Origin of the sequence: Kribbella sp. NPDC058693 (assembly GCF_042715335.1) — a bacterium.
Lineage (GTDB): Bacteria > Actinomycetota > Actinomycetes > Propionibacteriales > Kribbellaceae > Kribbella > Kribbella jiaozuonensis.
In genome coordinates, this window is the sequence record NZ_JBHXSQ010000001.1 from 652,616 (window position 1) to 668,668 (window position 16,053).

16 protein-coding genes are annotated in these 16,053 nt (G+C 68.6%); 6 read left to right on the top strand and 10 right to left on the bottom strand.

Annotation, left to right across the window (positions count from 1 at the left end; translation table 11 throughout):
* Nucleotides 1-2: 2 nt before the first annotated feature.
* Genes ACFWUU_RS03075 through ACFWUU_RS03095 form a run of 5 tightly spaced genes read right to left on the bottom strand, consistent with a single transcriptional unit; the run spans nt 3 to nt 5,179 of the window.
* Complete coding sequence (locus ACFWUU_RS03075) at nt 3-1,400, bottom strand: sigma 54-interacting transcriptional regulator (protein ID WP_137253878.1); 1,398 nt, start codon at nt 1,398-1,400, stop codon at nt 3-5.
* A 45-nt stretch (nt 1,401-1,445) separates the two neighbouring features.
* Nucleotides 1,446-2,723: a serine hydrolase domain-containing protein gene (locus ACFWUU_RS03080; protein ID WP_380172213.1), complete on the bottom strand. Its 1,278-nt coding sequence runs from the start codon at nt 2,721-2,723 to the stop codon at nt 1,446-1,448.
* Between the two features lie 9 nt (nt 2,724-2,732).
* Nucleotides 2,733-3,449 (bottom strand): Clp protease N-terminal domain-containing protein, encoded by a 717-nt coding sequence (locus ACFWUU_RS03085; protein ID WP_380172215.1) that lies wholly within the window; start codon nt 3,447-3,449, stop codon nt 2,733-2,735.
* Between the two features lie 49 nt (nt 3,450-3,498).
* Nucleotides 3,499-4,641 carry a serine/threonine protein kinase gene (locus ACFWUU_RS03090; RefSeq protein ID WP_380172217.1) on the bottom strand — a complete coding sequence of 381 codons (1,143 nt, stop codon included), beginning with the start codon at nt 4,639-4,641 and terminating at the stop codon, nt 3,499-3,501.
* A gap of 10 nt (nt 4,642-4,651) precedes the next feature.
* A complete protein-coding gene (locus tag ACFWUU_RS03095; RefSeq protein WP_380172219.1) occupies nt 4,652-5,179 on the bottom strand; it encodes a hypothetical protein in 528 nt (175 codons plus the stop codon).
* An 89-nt stretch (nt 5,180-5,268) separates the two neighbouring features.
* Here ACFWUU_RS03095 and ACFWUU_RS03100 point away from each other — a divergent pair, with 89 nt between their 5' ends.
* The 5 genes from ACFWUU_RS03100 to ACFWUU_RS03120 are packed head-to-tail and all read left to right on the top strand — an operon-like array spanning nt 5,269 to nt 10,376.
* A complete protein-coding gene (locus tag ACFWUU_RS03100; protein WP_380172221.1) occupies nt 5,269-5,589 on the top strand; it encodes a hypothetical protein in 321 nt (106 codons plus the stop codon).
* The gene (locus ACFWUU_RS03105) at nt 5,589-5,861 is read left to right on the top strand and encodes a hypothetical protein (RefSeq protein WP_137253872.1); all 273 of its coding nucleotides are present in this window, start codon (nt 5,589-5,591) and stop codon (nt 5,859-5,861) included. The genes ACFWUU_RS03100 and ACFWUU_RS03105 overlap by 1 nt, the downstream gene beginning before the upstream one ends.
* The gene (locus ACFWUU_RS03110; protein WP_380172223.1) at nt 5,861-6,541 is read left to right on the top strand and encodes a hypothetical protein; all 681 of its coding nucleotides are present in this window, start codon (nt 5,861-5,863) and stop codon (nt 6,539-6,541) included. Before ACFWUU_RS03105 ends, ACFWUU_RS03110 begins: the two co-directional genes overlap by 1 nt.
* Before the next feature lie 16 nt (nt 6,542-6,557).
* Nucleotides 6,558-7,058: a G/U mismatch-specific DNA glycosylase gene (gene mug, locus ACFWUU_RS03115; protein ID WP_380172225.1), complete on the top strand. Its 501-nt coding sequence runs from the start codon at nt 6,558-6,560 to the stop codon at nt 7,056-7,058.
* A 24-nt stretch (nt 7,059-7,082) separates the two neighbouring features.
* A complete protein-coding gene (locus ACFWUU_RS03120) occupies nt 7,083-10,376 on the top strand; it encodes a HEAT repeat domain-containing protein (protein WP_380172227.1) in 3,294 nt (1,097 codons plus the stop codon).
* Here the strand turns inward: ACFWUU_RS03120 and ligD are convergent.
* From ligD to ACFWUU_RS03145, 5 genes are read right to left on the bottom strand one after another with little or no spacing between them, the layout of a single operon-like run.
* Nucleotides 10,373-11,344 (bottom strand): non-homologous end-joining DNA ligase, encoded by a 972-nt coding sequence (gene ligD, locus ACFWUU_RS03125; RefSeq protein ID WP_380172229.1) that lies wholly within the window; start codon nt 11,342-11,344, stop codon nt 10,373-10,375. The two genes, ACFWUU_RS03120 and ligD, sit on opposite strands and share 4 nt — an antisense overlap.
* Nucleotides 11,325-12,413, bottom strand: a complete 1,089-nt coding sequence (locus ACFWUU_RS03130) for a hypothetical protein (protein ID WP_380172231.1) — start codon at nt 12,411-12,413, stop codon at nt 11,325-11,327. The genes ligD and ACFWUU_RS03130 overlap by 20 nt, the downstream gene beginning before the upstream one ends.
* Nucleotides 12,410-13,255 carry an acetylxylan esterase gene (locus ACFWUU_RS03135; RefSeq protein WP_380172233.1) on the bottom strand — a complete coding sequence of 282 codons (846 nt, stop codon included), beginning with the start codon at nt 13,253-13,255 and terminating at the stop codon, nt 12,410-12,412. The genes ACFWUU_RS03130 and ACFWUU_RS03135 overlap by 4 nt, the downstream gene beginning before the upstream one ends.
* 4 nt (nt 13,256-13,259) lie before the next feature.
* Nucleotides 13,260-14,186: an acetylxylan esterase gene (locus ACFWUU_RS03140; RefSeq protein ID WP_380172235.1), complete on the bottom strand. Its 927-nt coding sequence runs from the start codon at nt 14,184-14,186 to the stop codon at nt 13,260-13,262.
* Nucleotides 14,183-15,493, bottom strand: coding sequence for a hypothetical protein (locus tag ACFWUU_RS03145; RefSeq protein ID WP_380172237.1), 1,311 nt, complete (start codon nt 15,491-15,493; stop codon nt 14,183-14,185). Before ACFWUU_RS03145 ends, ACFWUU_RS03140 begins: the two co-directional genes overlap by 4 nt.
* Before the next feature lie 142 nt (nt 15,494-15,635).
* Between ACFWUU_RS03145 and ACFWUU_RS03150 the strand changes: the two genes are divergently transcribed.
* Nucleotides 15,636-16,049 (top strand): NAD-dependent epimerase/dehydratase family protein, encoded by a 414-nt coding sequence (locus ACFWUU_RS03150; protein ID WP_380172239.1) that lies wholly within the window; start codon nt 15,636-15,638, stop codon nt 16,047-16,049.
* Nucleotides 16,050-16,053: the final 4 nt, after the last annotated feature.

Sequence of the window (16,053 nt, forward strand, 5' to 3'; positions counted from 1 at the left end):
GATCAGCCGCCGTAAACCGTCGTGTCGTCGTCGGCGTCCTTGGCGACTCGTTTGGACAGGTAGAGCATCTCCAGGGCGAGCTCGACGGCGGCGGCGATCCGGCCGGACGAGTCGTCCGGCTCGACGCCGGCGCGGGCGGCAACATCGTGCAGGACGGGCAGCTCGGGCAACGCGGCCAGCACGTCCCGGCCGGGCACCCGCTCGCCGGTCGTCACAAGGTTGCCGTCGGCAACAGCATGGGCGAGCGGGGTCAGGTCGAGACCGGCGAAGCGCTCGCGTGCCGTGTCGGCCACCGACCGACGCAGCAGGTACTCGAGCAGCTCGATCTCGCGCCCTTCCTCACCCGGCTCGAACTCGAGCTTGCCCCGCAGTACTGCGGGCACCGCCTCCAGGTCGACCGGTCGCGCGACGGCCGGCGTCTCGCCGGTGATCGCGCTCCGGCGCAACGCGGCGGCGGCGATCGTCTCGGCCGCGGCGACCGCGAACCGGGCGGACACACCCGACCGCTGGTCGATCGCGGTCGACTCGCGCAGGTGCCGGACGAATCGCGCCAGTACCTCGAGCAGCGGCTCGCCGACCTCGGCGGTGAACTCGGCCTCCTGCCGGATCACGTCGACCTCGGCGTCGATGTCGAGCGGGTAGTGGGTCCGGACCTCGGCGCCGAACCGGTCCTTCAGCGGCGTGATGATCCGGCCGCGGTTGGTGTAGTCCTCGGGGTTGGCCGTTGCCACCAGCAACACGTCGAGCGGCAGCCGCAATGTGTAGCCGCGGACCTGGATGTCGCGCTCCTCCATCACGTTCAGCAACGCGACCTGGATGCGCTCGGCGAGGTCGGGCAGCTCGTTGATCGCGACGATGCCGCGATGCGAGCGCGGGACCAGGCCGAAGTGGATGGTTTCGGGGTCGCCGAGACTGCGGCCCTCGGCAACCTTCACCGGGTCCACGTCGCCGATCAGGTCACCGACCGAGGTGTCCGGCGTGGCCAGCTTCTCGGCGTACCGCAGGTCGCGGTGCAGCCAGGCGACCGGCAGGTCGTCGCCGAGCTCAGCCGCGCGGCGCTTGGAGGCAGGGGTGATCGGGTCGAGCGGGTGCTCGGGTAGCTCGGCGCCCTCGATCACCGGGGTCCACTCGTCGAGCAGCCCGACCAGCGTGCGCAGCAGCCGGGTCTTGCCCTGACCGCGCTCACCGAGCAGTACGACGTCGTGCCCGGCGAGCAGCGCGCGCTCGAGCTGCGGAATCACCGTGCGGGTGAATCCGACGATGCCGGGCCACGGATCACGTCCGGCCCGGAGCTGTTTCAGCAGGTTGTCACGGATTTCGGCCTTGATCGACCGGGGCAGATAGCCGGCGGCCCGGAGGTCACCAGCCTTACGGGGAAGTTCAGCAGGTGCACTAGTCACGCTGAAGACGTTAGCTCGGTCAGCCCAAACTGCACCTTGTTTATCTCACCGCCTGGGCGTGACGCGTCCAGAGGTGAAGAGGTGAGTCGGTGTGAACGTCAACGGGACCCAGGGGTGCTCCGGAGAGTAACGAACGACGAAATGGTCCCCGTCGAGCGGCTCGGTCGGCAGGACGTCGTACTCGTGCACCGGCTCCTCGGCGAACGCCAGCCGGTCCCCGGTCGCCTCCTCGGTCAGCACGAGGCGGTCACCACGCAGTACGACGTCCAGCCGCACGCTGGCGCGCTCGTACCGTCCGACATGCCGGTCGTCAACCGGACCGTCGACCGGTTGCGGCGCCGCGGGGTGGCTGACGCCCACGTAGTGCTGGAACACCTCGGAGGCGAGCGGCTCGAACAGCCTGGTCCCGTTGCCGGAGTTCGTCAGCAGGCACATGATCAGCCGGGCGTCGGGATCGACCCGCAGGAAGGCGGTCTGCGAGATCGTCGAGCCGTCGTGGCCGAAGATCCGGCGGCCGTCCCAGTCGTAGATCCGCCAGGTCAGGCCGAGATCGATGAAGCCGCCGATGCCGCCGGCGAACGGCACCTGCGGCTCCTGCATCGCCGCATACCTCTCGTCGTCCAGGTGCATCCGGGCGAACTCGAGCAGGTCCGCGGCACTCGCCGTGATCAGCCCGGCCGGGCCGATGCTGCGCGGCAGCTGCCACGTCTTGACCGGCGAGCCGTCCTCGGCGGTGTGACCACGCGCGGCCCGGTACAGGATGGCTTCCTCGGGCAGCGTCACCGTGTGCGTCAGACCGAGTGGTTCGACCAGACGCGCCCGCAACGACTCGTCCCAGGTCCGGCCGTCGAGGACCTCGATCAGCCGGCCCAGTACGACGAATCCCGCGTTGCAGTACGAGTACGCCGTACCCGGCTCGAACAGCTGCTCCACGTCGGCGAGCAGAGCGACGTACCGCTCCAGGCAGTCGTCGCCGCGGCCGGTGTCGGTGAACAGGTCGCCGTCGATACCGCTGGTGTGGGTGAGCAGGTGACGGACCGTGACCCGCGGATCGATAGGTGCCTCGGGCAACAGTTTGATCACCGGGTCGTCCAGCTGCAGCCAGCCCTCGGCGGCGAGCTGGACGATCATCGTCCCGGTCCACGGCTTGCTCACCGATCCGATCTGGAAGACCGAGTCACCGGTGGTCTCCACCCCGGTCGCGGCATTCAGCACGCCGTACGGCGTGATCGTGCTCGCACCGTCCTGCCAGATGCCGAGCACCGCACCGGGCACCTCAGCCGCTACCGCCAACTCGTTCAACCGCGCAGACCAGTCAGGCATGCGCCTAACCTACTTCTTGAATCCCTCCAGCGCCGCGCGAATATCGGTCCAGGCCGCCGACTCGTCCAGGCCCTGGTCGAGCAAGATCTTCGTGGCGATACCTGCCTGGTCGCGGTAGAAGGCGAGCAGGAGATGCTCGGTGCCGACGTAGTTGTGGCCGAGGGTGAGCGCCTCACCGACCGCGCCCTGCAGGACATGCGCCGCCCGCCGGGTGTACGGCGGGTTCTCGGCGTCGAGCTCCTTCGGTTCGGTCGACGGCTCAGCGGCCGGGCTCTCGACATCGACAGCTCGGAGCACCGATTCGTCGGTGATGCCGTGCTTGACGAGCACCTTGGCGGCGATCGCGCCCGGCTCCTTGTACATCCCGAGCAGGAGGTGCTCGGTGCCGATGAAGTCGTGGTTGCGGGCCCTGGCGATATCGGCGGCCGCCTGCACCACCGAACGCGCCCGCTGGGTGTAGCGCTCGAACGCCGGCCGCGCGGTCCAGGAGTCGGCGAACCGCTTGTGGGCGGCCTGCTTGCTGACACCGAGCACCGCGCTGATCTCGACCCACGACTTCCCCGAGCCGCGGGCCCGGTCGACGAAGAACCCGAGCGCGGCGTCGCCGGTCGTGGTGAGTTCGCTGATCGTCGCGGCCGCGGTCGCGAGCTGCTCGAGCTCGTCGTCGCTGCCGGCGTCGGTCTTGATCGTGTTGATGAGCTGCTGCAGATCAGGTCCAGGAGTCATGCGTCAACCTTAGGTTGACGACCTTCCAGCGTCAACCCTGGGTTGACGATCAGCAGTGGTGCCGGACGAAGTCGGTCAGCGACCACCCGGTGCGCCCGTCCGGCAGTCGCACATGCACCCAGGTGTCGCCGTCGCGCGGCGAGATCGGCGTCAAGCGGTCCCCGTAGTACACCGTCGCGACCACCGTCCGGCTCCGCGGCGCGTCCCTGACCGTCGCGTCCTGCGCGCACACCGTCAGCTGATCGTCATTCGCCTGATGGTTGCGCAGGGCAAACACTCCGCCGACCGCCGCGATCACCAGGACGCCGGCCCCGGCGAGCAGGAGCCGTCTGGTCGAGCGTTGCCGCGGAACAACTCCCGTGCCGAGCGCCTTCGCGAAGTCGGCCGCCGTCGCGAAGCGCTCCCCCGGATCCTTCGCCATCGCCTTCCGGATCACGGCGTCGTACTGCGTGATGCCCGTGATCGGCGGCGGCAGCATCGCGACGGCATACGCCAACTCGGGGAGCGTGCGACGCTCGTACGGGCGCTTGCCGGTGAGGAGGCTGTAGAGCGTGCCGCCGAGCGCGTAGACGTCGGTCGCGGGCGTGACCGGATCGCCGCGCCACTGCTCGGGCGCCATGTACGCGATCGTTCCGGCCATCGTGCCGAGGGCTGGGCCGGACGGTGCGCCGGTGTGCAGCCAGGCGGCGTCACCGCTCAGGTCCAGCCCGGTGGTGGATTCGAGGCTGGCGAGCTGACGGGCGACGCCGAAGTCTCCGACCATCGGGCGGTCGTCGTTCAGGATGATGTTGGCCGGCTTGAGGTCGCGATGGATGACACCCGCGCGATGCATCGCGTCGACAGCATCGGCCACCTCGGTCATCAGCCCGACCGCGCGCTCGACCGGCAGCGGACCTTCAGCGTCCAGTAAATGCTGGAGATCCGGGCCGCTCAGCCGGTCCATCACCAACCAGGCCTGATCACGTTCACCGCCGACCTCGTGCACCCGCACCACGCCCGGATGGACGACGGCCGCGGCCAGCCGCGCCTCCCGCCGCAGCCGTTCGCGGTACTGCGGGTCGACCAGCTCGGGATGCACGACCTTGATCGCGACAGCGCCCCCGTCCGCCAGCCGGTTCGCGGCGTACACCACCCCTGTCGCTCCCGCACCCAGCGGCTCCGCCAGCCGGTAGCCAGGTACGTCGACGATCACGGCTCGCACACTAACTGGCACTGTCCGCTTCCGGAAGGGAATCTGCTGTCAGTTCGACCAGGGTTTCCAGCTGTGCCAACTCGGCCACGACCTTGCGCCGGAACCGCTGCAGATTGCCGGGATCGTCACCGGTCGCACGCAGCGGCGACAGCAGTTGCCGGACCGCTCGGCCGAGCCGATCGTCCGCGGCATCGTCGACGACCGGCAGCAACTCGCGGGCCTCGGCCAGCGCCTGGCTGAGCAGCTTCAACCGGATCGGCTCCTCGAGCAGCAGCGCGGCGACGCGGAGCATCCGCCGGCCGGCCTTCAACGCGAGCTCCGGGCTGATCGGCTGTGCCGGTGCGTCGCGCTGCTCACGGACCACGTCGATCCACGGCTCGATCGTCGTACCGCGCCAGATCGGGCCGGACGAGAGCTCGCCGTCCGGCTCCGGGATGCCGTGACTGCGACGGCGGCGCCAGGCCGTGACGAGCTGCCGGTTCAGGCCGAGCGCGTCGGCGATCTCGGCGAGCCCGTAATACTCCTTCCGCTCGCTCACGGGCTCACTGTATCCACTGATGACAGCTCTTGCCATCTCTGAAGACACGTCCTACCGTCATCACAGATGACATCGACACGGAGGTTCTGATGACACGGAAACCCGCCCTCCTCCTCACCGCGGTCGCCGTCACCGGTGCCGCACTGACTGCCGGCGCCCCTGCGGCAGACGCGGTCGAAGTGCCCGAGCACGCGATCATCGTGTGCCAGGACGCGACCATGTACGAGAACTACGACTTCTCGATCCCCGGTCCGGTGCGCCCGCTGCGGACCCTGACGTACGGCGACAAGGTCGGCCACACCCGCGGCAAGCACCCGGTCTACAACGGCTGGGCCTCGATCCAGGACTTCGGCCCGAACGACTGGGGCTTCGTCCGGATCGAGTGCCTCGGCGGCTGGGGGTCGTGGTGATGAAACGACTCGCTCTGATCGGTGCGCTGGTAGTCGCAGGCGCAGTACTCACGTCTGTCCCCGCGAATGCCGCGAACGGTCACGTCGGCGTCCGCGAGACCGTCTGCGCGCAGGACCTCGAACTGCGCGTCGCGCCCGGCGGCGCCCGGATGGGCACGCTGCACAAGCCGCAGACCTTCCTGGTGAAGGAGATCCACGGCGAGTGGGCCTGGGGGTTCGCGTACGGCGACATCAACCATGACGGCTGGGTCCAGGACGGGTGGTTCTGCTGATGCGGCGACTGCTCGCGGCAGTCTGCGGGGTGGTGCTGGGCGTGGTGGCGTTCGCCCAGCCGGCGCACGCGGTCAACCAGTACACGACGATCGGCAACGTCCAGAAGCCGGCGGCCTGCAACAACCACGGGGTGATGCCGGCCGGCGGTTGGCTCGCGAACAAGTCGTGCGGCTACGTGATGGGTACGGCGATCGCGGGGACGAGGTTCGACGTACACACGACGACGTCGAACAACTTCCACTTCGGCCGCTGGCGGGCCGGAGACGGGTCGAACTTCTGCGCATTCCTGGTGCCCGGTGCCCTCGACACTTCGCACTCGACGTCGGTCGCGGCCAGCTGTAGCGACGACACGAGTGAGCGGTTGTCCCACCGCCGTACGTTCGGCCGGGACTTCGACGCGGCGCCGCACACCGGGAACGGGGCGATCATCGTCAGCATCAACCCGTCGGCGTGCACCGGTTACTACAACTACTTCACCGACAGCACCTACGCCGGCGGCAGCCTGCACGATCCGGTCGGCTTCACCCTGCCGGCGAGCGGCGGCTACCGGTATTCCACTAATGACCTGGGCGCCGCGATGATCCGGGTCGACGCTCTGGGCGAGACGATCTGGCTGTTCGTGGCGCGCAGCTGTATCGCGTCCCAACTGCCAGGCAATCTGAACAACGAGAACGACTGACGTTAGCGTTCCACTCATGCAAGCTCTGCCCGATGTCATCAGCCCCGGCCTGCGAGTGCTGTTCTGCGGGATCAACCCGGGGCTGATGTCAGCGGCGACCGGGCACCACTTCGCCCGGCCGGGGAATCGGTTCTGGCCGGCGCTTCACCAGAGTGGGTTCACTCCGCGTCAACTCGCGCCCGCCGAGCAGCAGGAGTTGCTCAGCTATCGGCTCGGCATCACCAACGTGGTCGACAAGCCGAGCGCCCGCGCCGACGAGCTCACCCGCCCGGAGCTCGTCGCCGGCGGCGAGAATCTGGTTGCCAAGGTGCTCAAGGTGCAGCCCGAGTGGCTCGCAGTCCTCGGCGTCACCGCCTACCGCGACGCCTTCGCCGACCGTACGGCGGCCATAGGCAAGCAGGACCGCACGATCGGCACGACCCGCGTCTGGGTCCTCCCGAACCCGAGTGGCCTGAACGCGCACTACACGCTGCCGAAGCTCGCCGAGGCGTTCGCGGAGCTGCAACGGGTGAGTTGACCGGTCATTCGGCAGGATGGGGTCATGCGAGCCACGGACCTGCTGCAGGCGATCGACCAGCTTTCGTACGGCGACCGGTTGCGGCATGTGGCGCTCGAAGCTCGTCGGTTGGGCGGGACCGCCGAGCTGCTCGATGAGCTTGGGCGGGGAACGCCGTACGAGCGGACTCTCGGCCTCACAATCGCGCAGGTCACGGGTGAGGTCGGCTATGTGACCCGGCTGCTCAACGACCCGACGCCGGCGGTGCAGCATCGCGCGCTCGCGGCGGTCGGCAAGGGTGTCGCGGTCTCGGACGACGACCTGCGGATCCTGTACGACGACGCGCCCGCGGTACTGCGCACGATGCTCCTGCACGTCATCCGCAAGACCGGCCGATCCGCGCTCGCCGCCCGCTTGATCGACGATCACCGCGAGCGCTGGGGCGACCGTGCCGCCGCGAGCCTGCTCTCCAGCACGGACGGTGAGACCGTCGAGCGGCTGCTGCCCGAGCTCGCCTACATCCTCGGTCCGGGCGAGTGGGAGCGGCTCGGAGCGCGGCATCCGAAGCTCGTTCTCGCGTACGCGCGCAGCACGCTGCCGTCCGGCCCGGACCGCGACGAGTGGTGGCAAGGCACGGCGTACGGCGTGGTCGGGGCGCTCGAGCACGATCGCGCCCAGGTCACCGAGTTGCTGACCTCGGCGCTGCTGCCGGATCAGTTGCCTCCAGCAATCACCTCGATCCTCGGCCGGCTGGATCCTGAAGCGGTTCTGCAGATCCTGCTGACGCCCGAGCGGCCGAGGTGGGCGGCTCTTACTCCCGCGGTACGCCGACGGCTCTACCGCTACTCCGACGACGAACTGATAGCGCTCGGTCGGCTGCTCTGGCCGAACCTGACCGAGCTGCTCGGCGACCTGCCGCCGTCCCGCCGCGCGACGGTGTTCAACGGCATCACCAGCACGGTCGACCTCGGCCAGCACGTGCTCGGCGAGGACCTGCTCGCTGTCCTCCCCCGTTCCGTGCGCTTCGAGCAGGCCCGGCGGATGCTCGCCCTGCCGACGATTGCTGAGGGCAACCACTCGCGCTGGCACACCACCGCGTTCCTGCCGTACGACGAAGCGTTCGCGCTGCTCGAGCCGGAGATCACGCAGCCGGACGCAGACGATCGCGCTTTGGTATACCAGCTAGTCGTAGCGTCGGCCGGCCACTCGCGGGAGCCGGCCGCCGTCGAGGCTGCGGTCGCCTGGGTGACGCGAGCCCGCAACGATCGCGACACCGTTCGGCAGACCGTCCTGCGTGCCCTCAGCAACCTTCCGCCGTCGATGCTGAGCGGCGCTCTGACAGCCTCGCTCGAGAGTTTGCTGACGAGCGCATTGGAGGCGCGCGACACCAGTTGGGGCACCCAACGAGCGCTCAGCACGCTCGCGACCACCGCCGTCCAGGAAGGTGCCCGACGCAACGATCCGGTCCTGCTGGAGTGGGGGTTGCAGGCGCACGGGCGGATGACGGAGAACCAGGGGTCGATCCCGCTGTACGGGCTGATCGAAGGGCTGCCGCGCGGCCGGGAGACGGCTGTCTACGACGTACTGCGGAAGTACGTCGACGACGGGGTGGCGCGGAAGGAGTTCCGGCTGCCGTTCGCGATCTCGCGAGCGTTCGACGACCGTGGCTGGTCGAACGAGCACCTGCAGGCCGCGCTCGAACAGGCGGTCTGGTCGAACCAGGAGTACACCGTCGGCGAGGCGACCGAGCTGTGGTTGTGGCCGTCCGCGACGCGCGGCGAGCGGGTCGCGCAGATCATCGGGCGCGATGTCGGGATGGCGCGCTGGGATCCGGTCTGGCAGGCGGTGACCGAGGTACGGACCGATCTGCTGGACGTCGTACTCGCACATCCCGACCGGATCCGCCGGTTCGAGCGTGATCATCCGGCCTGGAACGTCTCGGACCGCGCGATCCGCCGCTGGCTCCCCCGCCAGCAGGCGCGGTACGCCGAACTCGTGGCCGGCGCGGCCTCGGATGAGCGGATGCCGGACTGGGCCCGTGCGAACGCGGTGTCGATGCTGGGGCATGTGCCGAGCGCCGGACGGGCTGCGCTCGAGCCGTTCCTGACGGATGAATCTGTGCTGCTGCAGGAGGCTGCGCTCGGGGCGTTGGCGTGGACGGATTCGCCACAGGAGGCGTTGCCGGTTTTGCTCGCGCACGCGGGTGACGACCGCGCCCGGGTTGCGATGTATGCGGCGACGCGGGCGGCGATGTTTGTGCGTCCGAGTCGGTTGCCGGGGTTGTTGCATCCGGTGCTGGTCGGCAAGGGCGTGAAGATCACGTCCCGCAAGGAGGCGGCGCGGTTGCTGGGCAAGCTCCGTGCTCCCGGCGCGAGTGCCGTTCTTGCGGACGCGTGGGCCTCGGCGCATCGCGACGTGAAGGCTGCGATTGCCAGCGCGGCTTCGCAGTACTTGCTGCATGAGCCGGCGAGTTGGGCGTTGCTGCAGCAGGCGGTGCATGACAGCGCGGCTACAGCGACGGTGCTGACGCAGCGGCCGGCGTACGGGATGGCGGCGAAGTACCGCGCTCGGTATGCCGATCTGCTGGTCGCGGTGACGAACCGGCCTGAGCCGGAGGTGGTGCGGAGTGCGGTGCGGTCGTTGCCGCGGTGGGCGCGGTGGAATCCCGCGGTGGCGCCGATCTGCGTGGACTTCATCACGGATCTGTCGACAGCGATGGTGTGGAACGACGCGACGACAGCCCTGGTCGCAATCGACCCCGAGCTGGTAGGCGACGAGCTCGTCCGGGCCGCCCGTCTCTTGGTCCGGCTCGAGGCCGACCCACGCCGGCCCGATGCGACGCCCGACCGCGATCATCCCGCCAGGCAGCGGCTCGAGGTGCTGGTGCAGCGCCTGACCCAGACGTTCTATGCGAAGCCGGACCGGCAGATCCTCAGGACGGTCGCCGCGGAACTCGACAGCCCGGAGCTGCTGCAGCTGCGGTTGGATCTGCTCGTCGATTCACTCGACTGGCACAACCTGCAGGCCGATCTCGGCGCTCTCGTCGAGGCCGTTGAAAGGCGTCCGCTGGCAGCGCACTACGCGTCGTCCCGGCTCGGCGGGCGGCTGGGCGTGCTCACCTCGCGTTGGACACCGGAGCTGCTTGAGGAGCCGGCCCGCGCCCTGCTTCGCGGCGAGACGCTGGCGGCGGGATTGCTGGCCGGTTCGCTGATCGCCGAGGCGGGTCACCGGACCGGTTGGGCTCCGGTGTGGCGCGAGTTGCTGGCCGAGTTGCGCAAGCATCCGCATCCCGACGTACGGCAGGAAGCGCTCAGTGTGAAGACGGCTACCGAGGTCTAGGATTCCTCGCCGGCGGCTTCGCGGGCGCGTTTGCGGCGTTTGCCTTCGTGCATGGCGACGACTCGGGCGATCGGGATCGCGCGGCCTTCCTCCAGGAGGTCCTCGGGGAGGTCTTGCGGCGCCGGGAGCTCGTCGGCCCACGGGTCGCGGTCGCCCAGCAGCTGGACCGCGTTCCGGACGGTGAAGTCGCGCGGGGTGACGCTCTCCAGGTCGTCCCAGCCCACCGGGTACGAGACCGTCGTACCAGGCCGGACCCTTGGGCTGTACGCGGCCACGATCGTCGCGCCGCCGGAACGGGTCGAGTCGACGAACACCTTCCCGTGCCGATCGTCCTTGATGTACGCCGTGGTCGCGACCGCCGGATCGATCTTCTCCACCCGCGCCGCGATCGCCCTGGTTGCGGCCGCCGCGTCCTCGATCGACACCGTGTCGACGATCGGCACGATCACGTGCACACCCTTCGCGCCGCTCGTCTTGACCGCGCCGGACAGGCCGGAGTCGGTCAGCGCCTGGCGTACGAGCAAGGCCGCCTGGACCGCCATCGTGAATGTCTCACCCTCCGGCGGGTCGAGGTCGAGGACGAGATGCGTGACGTGGTCCCAGGCACCGGCCCGCATCAGTGTCGGGTGGTACTCGACGGCACGCTGGTTGGCGAACCACAGCAGCGTCCGCCGGTCGTCGCACAGCGCGTACGACACCTCGCGCTTCGACGCCTCGGCCCAGACCTGCACGGTCTTCACCCAGTCCGGCGTGTACTTCGGAACGTTCTTCTGCATGAACTTCGGCTGCCCCGGACGGATCCGGATCACCGACAACGGCCGCTCCCGCAGCTCCGGGAGGATCCGCTCGTGCACCGCGTCCAGGTAGTCGACCAGATCCCGCTTGGTCGCCTCCGCCCCGTCGAACAACGGCTGATCCAAGTTGGTCAGGTCTACGCCGTCCCGCGTCTCATCCGGCTTGCTCGCCATTCCCAGAGCTTAGGAGGTTGACCAGGGCTTCGAGAACCACTTTGTCCTCGCCGGGTTGGAGCGTCTGGGGATTGAGGGCAATCGCGTCGTCCGGGAGGCCGAAGGTTCCGACGGCGATTCGGGGGTTGCCGTCCCAGAGTTTCGTGATCACCTCGTCGCGGGTGCCAGGGAGTCTGAGCACCGCTCGGCTGTGCGGTTGGCCCGCCTCGCTCGGGTACCCGCGCTCGACCGCCAGGCCGGGGACCGCCTGCAATCCGGTGATCCAGTCATCGACAATCCGCTCGTACGACGCCAGCATCGCGTCCTCGTCCTGCTCAAGGGTCCACTCGACCGTGGCGAGCAGGCCGAGGAGCTCCTCCTTGCCGACCTTCATCCCGCGGCCGATCTCGTGGTTGGGCGACGAGTGCGCGCGGATCCGGTCGATCAGCCAGGTTTTCCCCAGGACGAGGCCGCTCGCCTGCGGCCCGCGTAATCCTTTGCCGCCGCTGACGATGACGGCGTCTGCGCCGATGTCCCGGGTGAACCGCCAGAGCGTCGAGACAGGTGGGATCTGGGCTGCAGCGTCGACGATCACTGGCGTCGCGGGGCCGTCTTGCGCGACCCGGACTACCTCCTCGATCGGGAGAGCGCCGGTCGCATAGTGTGCGCCGGCCATCCACAGCACGCAGGCGGGCCGTCGTACGAGTGCTGCTTGTAGCTCCTCGACGGACGGGCCGATCTCGTGGATGTGAACGCCGAGGAAGCGGGCCGAGTAGTCGTAGCCGTTGCGTTGGCTCGCGAACATCACGACTTCGGCGTCGGTCGGGAACGCTTGCGATTCGGTGGTGATGCACGACGCGATCGCGAGGGTGATGGCTGCCGCGGCGCCGGAGGTGACGTAGGCGGATTCGTTGTGGGTCAGTTCGGCGAGACGCTCACCCGCACGTACCTGCAACTCGGGGAGGTCGACGAAGCGGGTCGCGGCGTCGGCCATCGCCTGGATGACAGGCGGCGGCATCAGCGAGCCGCCGAGGAACGTGACCGTGGCGTTGGCGTTGATGACCTGGCGGACGCCGAGCGGGGTGCTCATGCGATGAACTTTGACATCGCAGGTACTCCGGATCGCTCCGCGAGCCAGGCATCGAGGAAGTCGTTGTCGGTGCCGTCTCTGTGGGTCACGGTGTAGACCTCGGCATCCCGGGTGGCAGAGATGAGCGACTCGCACCAGTCTTCGTTGTCGATGGCAAACAACGTCCGACAGGTGATCGCGGGCGCGTGGCGCGCCGGATCGAAGTACGACAGGGTGGTGGCGAGGGTCTCGGCTGAGGAGCCTGCGCGGAGATGATCGTTCAACTCCTCCAGCGGATAGAGGGATGACCTGAGGCGTGACTCCATCGCCCTGTAGAACAAGAGATCCGTCACGCGAACCGAGCTGCAGCCGGGGCGCCGTGCAGCCGTCAGCATCGCCAGATCGTCGCCGGTGATCGCGACCTTCTCCGGATCCACTTCGGCCAGGCCGTGCAGGAACTCCGCCGCGCGCAGGCAGTCGGCGGCGATGCCGCGGTAGATGTACGTCGCGGGGTCGTCGATGCCCATCGTCAACAAGCCCGGGTACGCCGCCGCGAACCCCTCGTCGGCGAGCCGCTGACCGCGGTGCATGAGGCTGAGTACGACGTACCGGCCGCGGTCGTTCGGGTGCGGGATGTTGTTGACGCTGCCGTAGCGCGGGGTGATGAGGAGTGCGGGGAACGGTCCGTCGCCGGCCGGGATGCTGAGGTTACCGTACACGCGGTACGGGCCGGTGCTGGTGATGCGCAGCGTGTAGAACGTGGCTTCGTCGGTCGTCCGCGCCGGTACGACGTCGAGCACCGGCCGGCCTGGGATCGCCGCCAGCTCGTCGTCGACGGCGGTCCAGTAGCTGTCGAAGTTCATTCGTTCACCGTCCCGGGGTGAGGTGCTCGGCGAGGAAGTCCTCGACGACCCGCATCACGTCCGGCAGGCCGGCATGGTGCGCGCAGTGTGGATAGGTACGCAGCGTGGTCTCGCAGGTCAGCGCGCGATGGAGTGCGAATCCGGTCTCCGGTGGGCAGACGTCGTCCTCGAGCCCGACGTACAGGAGCGTTGGCGCTTGGACCTTCGGTGCGAAGTTCAGGCCGTCGTAGTACGCGACCGTCTCGCGCACGCGGTCGACGTCCTTCGGGTGGATCCGCAGGTACTCGTTGATCTCCTCGTACGGGTACGAGCGGGTCAGCGTCGGCGCGGTCATGATCCCGCAGAGGTACGGCGCTCCCGCCGCCACGCAGCGGATCACGTCGGGCATCAGTCCGGCCGTCGAGATTCCGAGCCCACCGCCCTGGCTCGATCCCTGTAGCCCGATCCTCCCGTTGTCGACGTCGGGTCGATCCAGCAACACCTCGACTGCGCGGACTACGTCCAGGTAGAACCCGCGGTACCCGTACGTGTTCGGGTCGACGATGTTGTGGGTCAGCAGTCCCGGGTAGCCCGGGTTGAACGTCTCGTTCGACCTGAGCTTGCCGCGCGGCGCGACGGCGAGTGCGGCGTACCCGAGCTCGGACCATTCCTTCGGGATCGTCGGCTCGGAGATGTAGCCGGGGATCGTGACGAGCGCGGGCAACGGCGTCGGATGATCGCGCGGAATGGTATACCAGCCGGCGATCCGCAGGCCGCCGTAGCTGGTGTAGCGCAGGTCGTAGACGATCACCTTGTCGGTCGAGAGCATCGGCATCTCGGTGAAGACGGGGTCCAGCGGGTACGACGCACAGTCCGCCAGACCGGCCGCCCAGAACTCGTCGAAGTCGTCGGGCAGCTCGACCTCGACGGTCGCATTCTCGGGGTCTCTCAAGAGCGTTCCTCTCGGTTCTCCAGCGCTTGGACGATGCGCAGTCGATAGAGACGCGTCGGGCGTCCTTTGGGGTGGTGCTGGGCGGTGCCCTCGACGCTCACCAGGCCGCCTGCGTCGAGGGTGCGGACGAGTCGGCGTCCGCTCTGATCGGTGATGCCGAGATGACCGGCAAGCTCTCCGGGCGAGAGCGTGCCGCCTTGGAGTTCGTGGTCCAGCGCGGCCAGCCGTGACACGGTGGTCGCGCTCAGACCGACGTACTTCGCAAGCTGTTCGACCTCTTCGCCGTGCTCGCGGTACGAGAACCGGAGCGCTTCGCCGGCCGGGCCCATCGGTCCGATGACGACACCGCTGTCCTCGAAGAGGTACGCGCAAGGTTCTTCGGACAGCTCGGCGCGCGCGGCCGCTTGCTCGGCGAGCAGGACGCAGTTGCGCGCGGACACGCCGACACCGAAGCCGGCCGAGATCTGCGCGCCGAGCGCCGCGGCGGCCTCGGCCAGCGCGGGTACGGCGACCCAGTTGCGCGTGATGCGCTCGAACAACGCCTTGTGGGCGAAGACGACGACACCGCGGCGCCCGCGGTTCTCGATCCACGCGCCGGCGAACTCCGGGGTGTTGAGCAGGTGGTTCATCAGCCCGATCCGGGCGCGTTCGACGTCCGCCGATCGGTCGATGAGGAAGACGCCGGCGGCGAAGCGCTGGGCGCTGGCACGCTCGGATTCGATCCGCAGCGCGAGCTCGTGCAGCTCGGTGCGAATCGTCGCTGGCACCGGCATCCCGCTCATGATCCGGATCTGCCCGTCGAGCCGCTCGCGGACCGCAGCGCGGCCGCTGATCACGTAACTGCGGTCGCCGAACTTTTGGTATACCGAACGGTGGAAGTCGACGATCTCGTCCACGGTCTGGGTCGGTGCGTAGGGCAAACAATCGATCTGGTCCCGGTCGAGGTCCAGTGCACTCGCCACCGCTTCGACCGCTTCGGCCGGGAACGTGTCGATGCTGACCGGTGTCGGACCCCAACCGCGTTCTTGGGCGCGGTACAGCGCGAGCGTCAGATCGAGCGCCGACGAACGGATCACGCCGACCGGGAGTCCAGGCGGCAGCAGTTCGCGGCTCGCGGCGTACGGCACCGGTCCGGCGAGGAAGCCGTCGAGTCGCGTCGTACTGAGGAACTCGGCGACCTTGCCCCGGATCTCGTCCTCGTGGTCGTAGCTGACCCACTCCAGGTCGACACCGCCGAGCGTGCGGGCCGCTTCGTGGTACAGGTCGTGGTGGGTCGCGTGCCTGACGACGCCGATCACGATGCCCACGACACTCCTTCAACGAACCAGGTTCGGAAGTGATTCGTAAATCCAACGCCGTCTAACGTCCCCTGGTTTCGGGGGTCGGGTCAAGGGATCGTGCGGGATTCGTTCAAGCAGTGGACGTCTTCGCGGTCCTAGCGTCGCGGGCATGATTCTCGTCACCGGTGGGCTCGGCATGATCGGCGCCCACACCGCCCGCGCCCTCCTCGACCTCGGGCATGAGGTCGTCATCACGTCGCACCGGCGTACCGATGCCCCTTCGTTCCTCGACGGCAAGGTCGTCGTGGAACAGCTTGACGTCACCGACCGGTCCGCCTTCCTCGAGCTCGGCGATCGGTATGCCATCAGCGATATCGTGCATCTCGCGGGAAGCATTCCTGCCGAGGATCCGGTCGCGTACTTCCGCCACGACACCGTCGGGTTGTTCAACGCGCTGGATGCGGCGCGGACGTGGGGCGTACGGCGGTTTGCGGTCGCCAGCAGCATCGGGGTCTACTTCGGGCAGGACGAAACCCCTGGCACGAAGGCCTCCCGCTCCCGACCGCCGACCTCCCGCACCTGATCGT

Coding starts and splice junctions, on each gene's coding strand:
- ACFWUU_RS03080 (WP_380172213.1), bottom strand. CDS start 2,723: ATGCCTGACTGGTCTGCGCGGTTGAACGAGTTGGCGGTAGCGGCTGAG.
- ACFWUU_RS03085 (WP_380172215.1), bottom strand. CDS start 3,449: ATGACTCCTGGACCTGATCTGCAGCAGCTCATCAACACGATCAAGACC.
- ACFWUU_RS03100 (WP_380172221.1), top strand. CDS start 5,269: ATGACACGGAAACCCGCCCTCCTCCTCACCGCGGTCGCCGTCACCGGT.
- ACFWUU_RS03105 (WP_137253872.1), top strand. CDS start 5,589: ATGAAACGACTCGCTCTGATCGGTGCGCTGGTAGTCGCAGGCGCAGTA.
- ACFWUU_RS03110 (WP_380172223.1), top strand. CDS start 5,861: ATGCGGCGACTGCTCGCGGCAGTCTGCGGGGTGGTGCTGGGCGTGGTG.
- mug (WP_380172225.1), top strand. CDS start 6,558: ATGCAAGCTCTGCCCGATGTCATCAGCCCCGGCCTGCGAGTGCTGTTC.
- ACFWUU_RS03120 (WP_380172227.1), top strand. CDS start 7,083: ATGCGAGCCACGGACCTGCTGCAGGCGATCGACCAGCTTTCGTACGGC.
- ligD (WP_380172229.1), bottom strand. CDS start 11,344: ATGGCGAGCAAGCCGGATGAGACGCGGGACGGCGTAGACCTGACCAAC.
- ACFWUU_RS03130 (WP_380172231.1), bottom strand. CDS start 12,413: ATGAGCACCCCGCTCGGCGTCCGCCAGGTCATCAACGCCAACGCCACG.
- ACFWUU_RS03135 (WP_380172233.1), bottom strand. CDS start 13,255: ATGAACTTCGACAGCTACTGGACCGCCGTCGACGACGAGCTGGCGGCG.
- ACFWUU_RS03150 (WP_380172239.1), top strand. CDS start 15,636: ATGATTCTCGTCACCGGTGGGCTCGGCATGATCGGCGCCCACACCGCC.